This window comes from Mesorhizobium sp. WSM2561, assembly GCF_000513915.1.
Taxonomy (GTDB): Bacteria; Pseudomonadota; Alphaproteobacteria; order Rhizobiales; family Rhizobiaceae; genus Mesorhizobium; species Mesorhizobium muleiense.
The window spans coordinates 24,341-30,511 of record NZ_AZUX01000058.1 but is presented as its reverse complement, the minus strand read 5'-3'; the positions used below and the strand labels follow the sequence as shown (position 1 = coordinate 30,511).

The following is a 6,171-nucleotide window of genomic DNA, read 5'->3' as shown; positions in this document are numbered from 1 at the left end:
CCGACGCTCCCTCTGGCGCTCGCTTTGCTGCTGATTCGTGCCGCACTTTCGCAGATGGATGTGCCCACGCGCTCTTCCTACGTGATGGCGGTTGTCACAGAGGTGGAGCGGGCAGCCGCCGCGAGCTTCACATCGGTCCCGCGCAGCCTGGCCGCCGCAGCCAGTCCCGCGCTGGCAGGCGCTCTGTTCGCTGCCTCGTTCCGGGCTTGGCCCCTCCTCATNTGCGGTGCACTGAAGATCGCTTACGATCTGCTGCTGCTGATGCAGTTTCGGCACCTCAAGCCGCCGGAGGAACGGTGATGCAGCCGCACCGGTTTGGGGTGTTTGACCAGGATGGGTCAATCGCGAAGGAAAACGTTGGAAAGGTTGTCGATCACTTCCGGCTGTCGCGGAGCGTGAAATGTCGCCTCGCTTCCTCATGACATTGTCTTCCGCACTTTATCTGACATCATCGGTGTTTGCCGGGGCAGGATCACCCGTTCCGTCGAACGTCTGCTATCGAGCGTGGAAAGCCGCTGCAGAAGGCCCGCATCGGGTCAGAACTTGCCGTAGAAGTTCTCCGAACGGAGGGCAGACAAGGATTGAACTCGGTCGTTCAGAGTGATTGGATTCTGCCCTAGTCTGGAAAGAGCCGGCCGGCGTCTTCAGTCGAATGTCGCCAGAGTCTCAGTGCGAACCTCAACCCACTTGCCGTCCTAGTTGGCCTGCTAGCCGGCCTGCCTGCATCCCTCAAAGCGTAGCCAGCCGCGAATTTGTCATGGTCTTTCCATAGGCTTGACGCAGCGTCCGCTTCTCCTCCAGCGCAATGATGACGCTTGTGGCAAAATCCGTCTTGTACATGACGGCGAGCCGTGTCAGCCCGCCTGGCGTGAAGACGTTGATCTCCAGAAGTTTGTCTCCGACGATGTCGAGCCCAACCAGAAACATGCCGTCATTGATCAATTTGGGGCGCACCATCTCGGCAATGCCCAACATCGTGCCCGTTACCTTGACTTTGCGGGCTGTTCCAGCGGCATGGATATTGGACCGGACGTCGCCCTTGGCTGGAACGCGGCGAAAGGCTGCGTAATTTCCGTCGCGCACCAGCGGCAGACCGTTCATCAGGAAAAGACGCACGTCACCAGCCTTGGCCTCCGGAATGTAGACCTGCGCGATGAGATAGCCGTCACCGCTGGCCGCTTCGAAAATCTGGTTGAGGTTGGAATCGGTGGGCGTTGCAATATGGAAGACGTTCTTGCCACCCGATCCTTGGAGTGGCTTGACGATGCAGCCCTTCGAGTGTTTGTCGATAAATGCGCGGATCTCGGTAATGCTGCGCGATATCAGGGTAGCCGGCCTGACCGCCTCGGGAAAAGACTGAAGGTAGAGCTTGCTCTGCGCCTGTCCCAGGCCATCCGGATCGTTGACGACAATCGCGCCGCGAGCCGCCGCGAGCCGCCCGAACATAACGCCTGCGTTGGCGGCCCATGGCCGATCGGTGGCGTCCAGCGACGGATCGTTGCGCAGAAACACAATGTCGATATCGCTTATCGCCAGAGTCTTTTTCTGCTTCGCTGCATCCTTCAGGGCAGCATGCAGTCTGTCGGACGTCTTGTAGGAAGCATCCGGCAGAACCGCTACGCTGACAGCCAGACCGTCATCCGGACGCAGTATGAAGTCGCCTGGTTCAACATAGACAACGGAATGGCCGCGCTGGACGGCGGCCAGCGCCAACGCTGTCGTCGTGTAGGCGGGCGTCTCGCTCTCAATGGAATTGACGAAGAACGCAATGCGCATCGAGGAGACTCCGCTCAGGTTTCAACCATATCGATCGGACCGATTCCCGCCATCGCTTTCTTGAGACGCGGACGCGCCGCGTCGGAAGAGAGGAACGCGGGCTCGAGGCGCGGCGCCCGCAGCAAGCCGCGCGCGTTGAGTTCCTGGATCGCTCCGAAATGCGCGGCGGAGATCTTGCCGATCCAGAACGGCGTGAGGCTGCCGCCGTCCTTCAGATGATCGAGGATCTGCACCATGCCCCGCAGATAGATGGCGTCCTTTGCAAGGCCCCCGCCTCGATAGACGCGCAGAACGACGTTGAAGGCGCCGCGATCGTCGAGACCGAAATCCCTGTGGAGGATGCGAAAGGTCTCCTCGAATGTTGCTCCGTCGAGCATCGCCTGACAGGCGATAACCCTGGCCGCGATCAGCCTCAACCGCGCTGCGGTCATGCCGCCGACCAGATATTCCGCCAGCACGGCCAGTCCCTCCTGCATGCCCTCATAGCCGGCGAGTCCGTTGCGGAAAATGGCGAGCCCCTGCGCATCGCCGTTGAAATAGGTCAGCAGATGGACACCGATCTCGTGACTGAGCAGCGCAGTCAGACGCTCCGGTGGAAGGTTGGTATCGCGTGAAACCAGCAGCCGGTTTCGAGAGACGAGGAGGCCGGCCGGCAGGTCGCCGCGGATCTCCACGGAGGCATCGAATTCGGGATAGGCTGCCCGGTAGCCGGCGATCATGTCTCGCGCGGCCGCGGCGACAGCGTCGGCGCCCAGGCCCTTCTGCCGGGTGGCCGACGCAACCCTAGGCGCCTTTTCGAGAATGGCGCGTGCTCGCGCCGCCAGGCTCGGCTCGACGCTACCATAGAGAGCTCGTCCGAGTTCGACGAAGCGGGGCGTTTCGCGCGCCGCGAGCATCGACAGCTGGAGATCGAGTTCCTGCTGCTTTTGCGAGAGCAGCGTGGTCAGCAGCGGATCTTCCAGATGATCGAGCGAGACCGAATAGAGCTTCCGTTTCTGGCCGGCGACCTCGAACTCGAGCGGCCTGTAGAGCAGTACGGGCACACGCTCGAAGGCGCCTGCCTGGAATTCCAGCCAGGCTGGTTCGGCATTGATCGGTGTGACGGCAAGCAGAAAATCGAATGTCGACGCGACGTTGTCGATCGCCCGATCAGCGCGCACCACCGCGTCGATATAGGCGCGCCGCCCCAGCGAACGATGGGTTGCCGGCTGTTCCAGCCTTGATGCCTTCAGGAAGGCGCTGACGGCCTGAAGCGCGGAATCGACCATGTTGGCCACGACAAGGTCGTGGAGTTCGGGGTAGACGCGCTTGGTGCCAGGCACCCGGTAAATCGGTGCGAAGCGTACCGTCAAGCACGCCGCATCACCGAGATCATCCAGAAGCCGTGCTTCGGCGCGTGTCGTGGGGTTGAGTTCGTCGACGCGGGGCGTGCGGTATTTTGCTTCGCGTGCGGACGCAGCGGTGGCGAAGCGCTTCAGTGCTGCCTTCTCCGCCGCCGTGTCGCCGCAGGCCAGCGCAATCTCGAAGGGCGGCAGGAACGGAACATCCTCGGTCAGGAACCGGTCTTCGGCCAACTCGCCGATGTCCAGCATGAGGAAGGCGCCGCAGTGATCGCGCAGCCTTCGCACCACCAGCCGCGCGGCCTCGCGGGCGAGGCCGATGTCGGCCGCGATCAGATAGGACGCGTTGGCGGAGACGGCATGGAATGCCGCATCCTGATGCGACCCAACATGGACACACAGAAAGGGCAGCGGCCGATCCATGTGCAAACGGTTGCCATTGCCGAAATCGCGGCGGATTGGCTTGCCGTCCCGCAAAAGCGCGTCCAGGTCCGATTCGATTTGCGCCAATGGAGGCGCGGGCTCAACGAGCTTGGGCTTCATCGCATGGCCCGCAGCGCCGATTCCAGGACAGGCACCGTAGACGCTAGCATGGCGCGCAGCCGCTCGATTGTTCCCCAGTCGGGTTCGCCACTCCATTCGTCCATGAAAATCTTCTTGAACTCGACGGCGATGGCACACCCGGTTTCCGGAAAATTGGCATGGACGAAACGGGTCTGTTCGCCCTTGCCCTGGAAGGACACATTCTCGCGCACATCGATCGGCTCGCCGTTGAGACGCTGGCCGCGAAGCGTCTCGATGAAAGCGTCGACGACCGGTGCCCAGCGCTCGCGGTCCATGGAAGACGTACCGATGTTGATGTCGGGCGCGACGTCACGGGACGTAGGCATAGCCTCCCGTCCGTCGCGCCGGTGATTATAACTATGGACGTCGATGAGAACGAAGCTGCCATGGCGCTTCTCGATACCGGCAAGGACACGGTTCAGCTCACTGTAGAAGGCGTCGTGAAAGGAGAGAGACTCCGTAACGATGTCCTCGTCCGGCTGCTCTCGCCAGACTTTCAGGCCCCAGGACTGGTCCGGCGACCGGTAGACCGCAGCGTCTCGCGCACGGTTCAGGTCCACTTGGAAGCGTGACCGATGAACGATGATCTGGGTAGGAAAATCGGCGATGAAACGCTCGGTGAACGGGTCCTCTTCTCGACGCCGGTCGGGATCGGAGAGACACATGAGCGATCGACAAGCCCTGCCAACGTCGTTGCCGCTGTGGATAGCTGTACCGACTATAGGCGACTCTCCGAGCTTGATCGTCCAGCCTGCCGGTGATCCACCCGGATCATTGTTGCCCGGATCATTGTTGGAAGTCATCGTGTTCACAGTCCATCGAATGCGTGGAGAGTGTGGACGGTTCCAGTTCATCGAACAAGCGATCGTTGGCTCGCCCTGGATCAGCAGGCTGAACCGTCCAAAAAGTCAGCCGAAGGTGGCCGACGGCTTCAGCCGAACGTCGCCAGAGGCTCAGTGCGGACCTCGACCCACTCGCAGCGCCGGCTGTCGTGATAGAAGGACAGGAAGGGCGGCGGGAACGATGGGTCGGCGAAAGCCCCCACCGGAATGGCGATCAGACCGGGCTGGACATCGATCCGGTAATGGACAGTGGTGCCGCAATCCGGGCAGAAACTGTAGATGACACGGCCGCCTTCGTCGCCAACGCGCGTGAACTCCGCCGCTCGTCCCTGGATCGACACATCATTCTCCGCAAACCGCGCATTGAAGCTGAACGCGCTGCCGGTGCGCCGCTTGCAAGCCAGGCAATGGCAGACAGAGACGCGTACAGGCTCACCCGAACAGGTGGCTGACAGCTGACCGCAGGAACATTGGGCGCGGCGCGTGACCATGGCTGGCCCCTTTCAGCGAACATCAATCGGTTTCGGCATGGATCCTGAGCTCAGCCCTCTTCTGGTCGGAGACGACGGCAAGGTCGAGCACCTTCTGCAATTCGGCCGCGTGGCGGAACGACGGCTCGGCCTGGACGCGGTTTCGCACCGCATCGACGAAGCGCTGGTAGTTGGTCGGCACCGTTCCGGCATCGAGAACCTGCCATTTTGCGTTCTCGATGTCCTCGCCCATGCACGCTTTCAGTTCCGAGTCGGTCAGATTGTGAACGACCTCGATACCACCCTTGTCGCCATAGATGCGCAGCCGCAATTCGTTGAGATGGCCGGTTGCCCAGCGGCTGGCATGGACGACGCCAAAAGCGCCGTTGCTGAAATCCAGCGCCATGGTGAAACTGTCATTGGCGTCGAGCTCGTACTCGCCGATCCGGTTGCCGGGCGCCTTGTCGAAGGACCTGAGGCGGCAGAACACATGGTCGATGTCGAGCGCCGCGCCATAGCTGGCGAAATCGAGTATGTGGATGCCGACATCGCCCAGCACGCCATTGGAGCCGTGGCCGCGCGACAGCCGCCACAGCCATTTCGGATCCGTGCGCCAGTCGCCCCAGAACTTGGAGACCAGCCAGCTCTGCAGATAGGATGCTTCGACATGCCTGACCTGGCCGATCTCGCCGGCAAGCACCATGGTGCGTGCCCGCTGCAGCGGGGCGACGTTGCGATAGGTCAGGTTGACCATGTTGATGATGCCGGCTTGCTCGGCGGCGTCGGCCATTTCACTGGCCCGCTGATAATTTTCGGCCAACGGTTTTTCGCACAGCACCGGCTTGCCCGCCGCGATCAGCATCATGGTGGTCGGATGGTGGATGCGGTCTGGCGTTACATTCGCCACCGCGTCGAACTTGTCCCATGCGAGCGCGTCTTCCAGCGACGCGAACCGGTTGGGGATTGCGTAGCTGTCCGAAAACTTGTCGACACGCGCGCGGTCGAGATCGACGGCGCCGACCATTTCGACGCCTTCGATCCTGCTGAACTGCCTGGCATGCTCTTCCGCCATCCAGCCGGTGCCGAGTATCAAAAGACGCATAATTCTTATCCTTAGGATGAGGCCTTATCTTCTTGTTCGATCATGGATTTTTCAGAACCGAAGCTTCGCGACAGCAG

At 61.6% G+C, this 6,171-nt stretch carries 5 protein-coding genes and 1 pseudogene; 1 reads left to right on the top strand and 5 read right to left on the bottom strand.

What is annotated here, in order from left to right; genetic code table 11:
* Positions 1-300, top strand: a pseudogene (locus M727_RS38085) (MFS transporter); the annotation flags it as partial.
* 429 nt (positions 301-729) lie between these two features.
* Here M727_RS38085 and M727_RS0130095 read toward each other — a convergent pair.
* The 5 genes from M727_RS0130095 to M727_RS0130075 all read right to left on the bottom strand — a co-directional run bounded on the left by M727_RS0130095 (position 730) and on the right by M727_RS0130075 (position 6,094).
* Positions 730-1,776, bottom strand: a complete 1,047-nt coding sequence (locus tag M727_RS0130095) for a glutathione synthetase (protein ID WP_027155697.1) — start codon at positions 1,774-1,776, stop codon at positions 730-732.
* Positions 1,777-1,790: 14 nt separating this feature from the next.
* Complete coding sequence (locus tag M727_RS0130090) at positions 1,791-3,659, bottom strand: flavohemoglobin expression-modulating QEGLA motif protein (RefSeq protein ID WP_027155696.1); 1,869 nt, start codon at positions 3,657-3,659, stop codon at positions 1,791-1,793.
* Entirely contained in the window at positions 3,656-4,534 is an 879-nt protein-coding gene (locus M727_RS0130085; RefSeq protein WP_245269050.1) for an N-formylglutamate amidohydrolase, read from the bottom strand. The genes M727_RS0130090 and M727_RS0130085 overlap by 4 nt, the downstream gene beginning before the upstream one ends.
* Before the next feature lie 77 nt (positions 4,535-4,611).
* Positions 4,612-5,013: a GFA family protein gene (locus tag M727_RS0130080; protein ID WP_027155694.1), complete on the bottom strand. Its 402-nt coding sequence runs from the start codon at positions 5,011-5,013 to the stop codon at positions 4,612-4,614.
* Between the two features lie 22 nt (positions 5,014-5,035).
* Complete coding sequence (locus M727_RS0130075; RefSeq protein ID WP_027155693.1) at positions 5,036-6,094, bottom strand: Gfo/Idh/MocA family oxidoreductase; 1,059 nt, start codon at positions 6,092-6,094, stop codon at positions 5,036-5,038.
* Between the last annotated feature and the right edge of the window lie 77 nt (positions 6,095-6,171).

Coding starts and splice junctions, on each gene's coding strand:
- M727_RS0130095 (WP_027155697.1), bottom strand. CDS start 1,776: ATGCGCATTGCGTTCTTCGTCAATTCCATTGAGAGCGAGACGCCCGCC.
- M727_RS0130090 (WP_027155696.1), bottom strand. CDS start 3,659: ATGAAGCCCAAGCTCGTTGAGCCCGCGCCTCCATTGGCGCAAATCGAA.
- M727_RS0130085 (WP_245269050.1), bottom strand. CDS start 4,534: ATGAACTGGAACCGTCCACACTCTCCACGCATTCGATGGACTGTGAAC.
- M727_RS0130075 (WP_027155693.1), bottom strand. CDS start 6,094: ATGCGTCTTTTGATACTCGGCACCGGCTGGATGGCGGAAGAGCATGCC.
- M727_RS0130080 (WP_027155694.1), bottom strand. CDS start 5,013: ATGGTCACGCGCCGCGCCCAATGTTCCTGCGGTCAGCTGTCAGCCACC.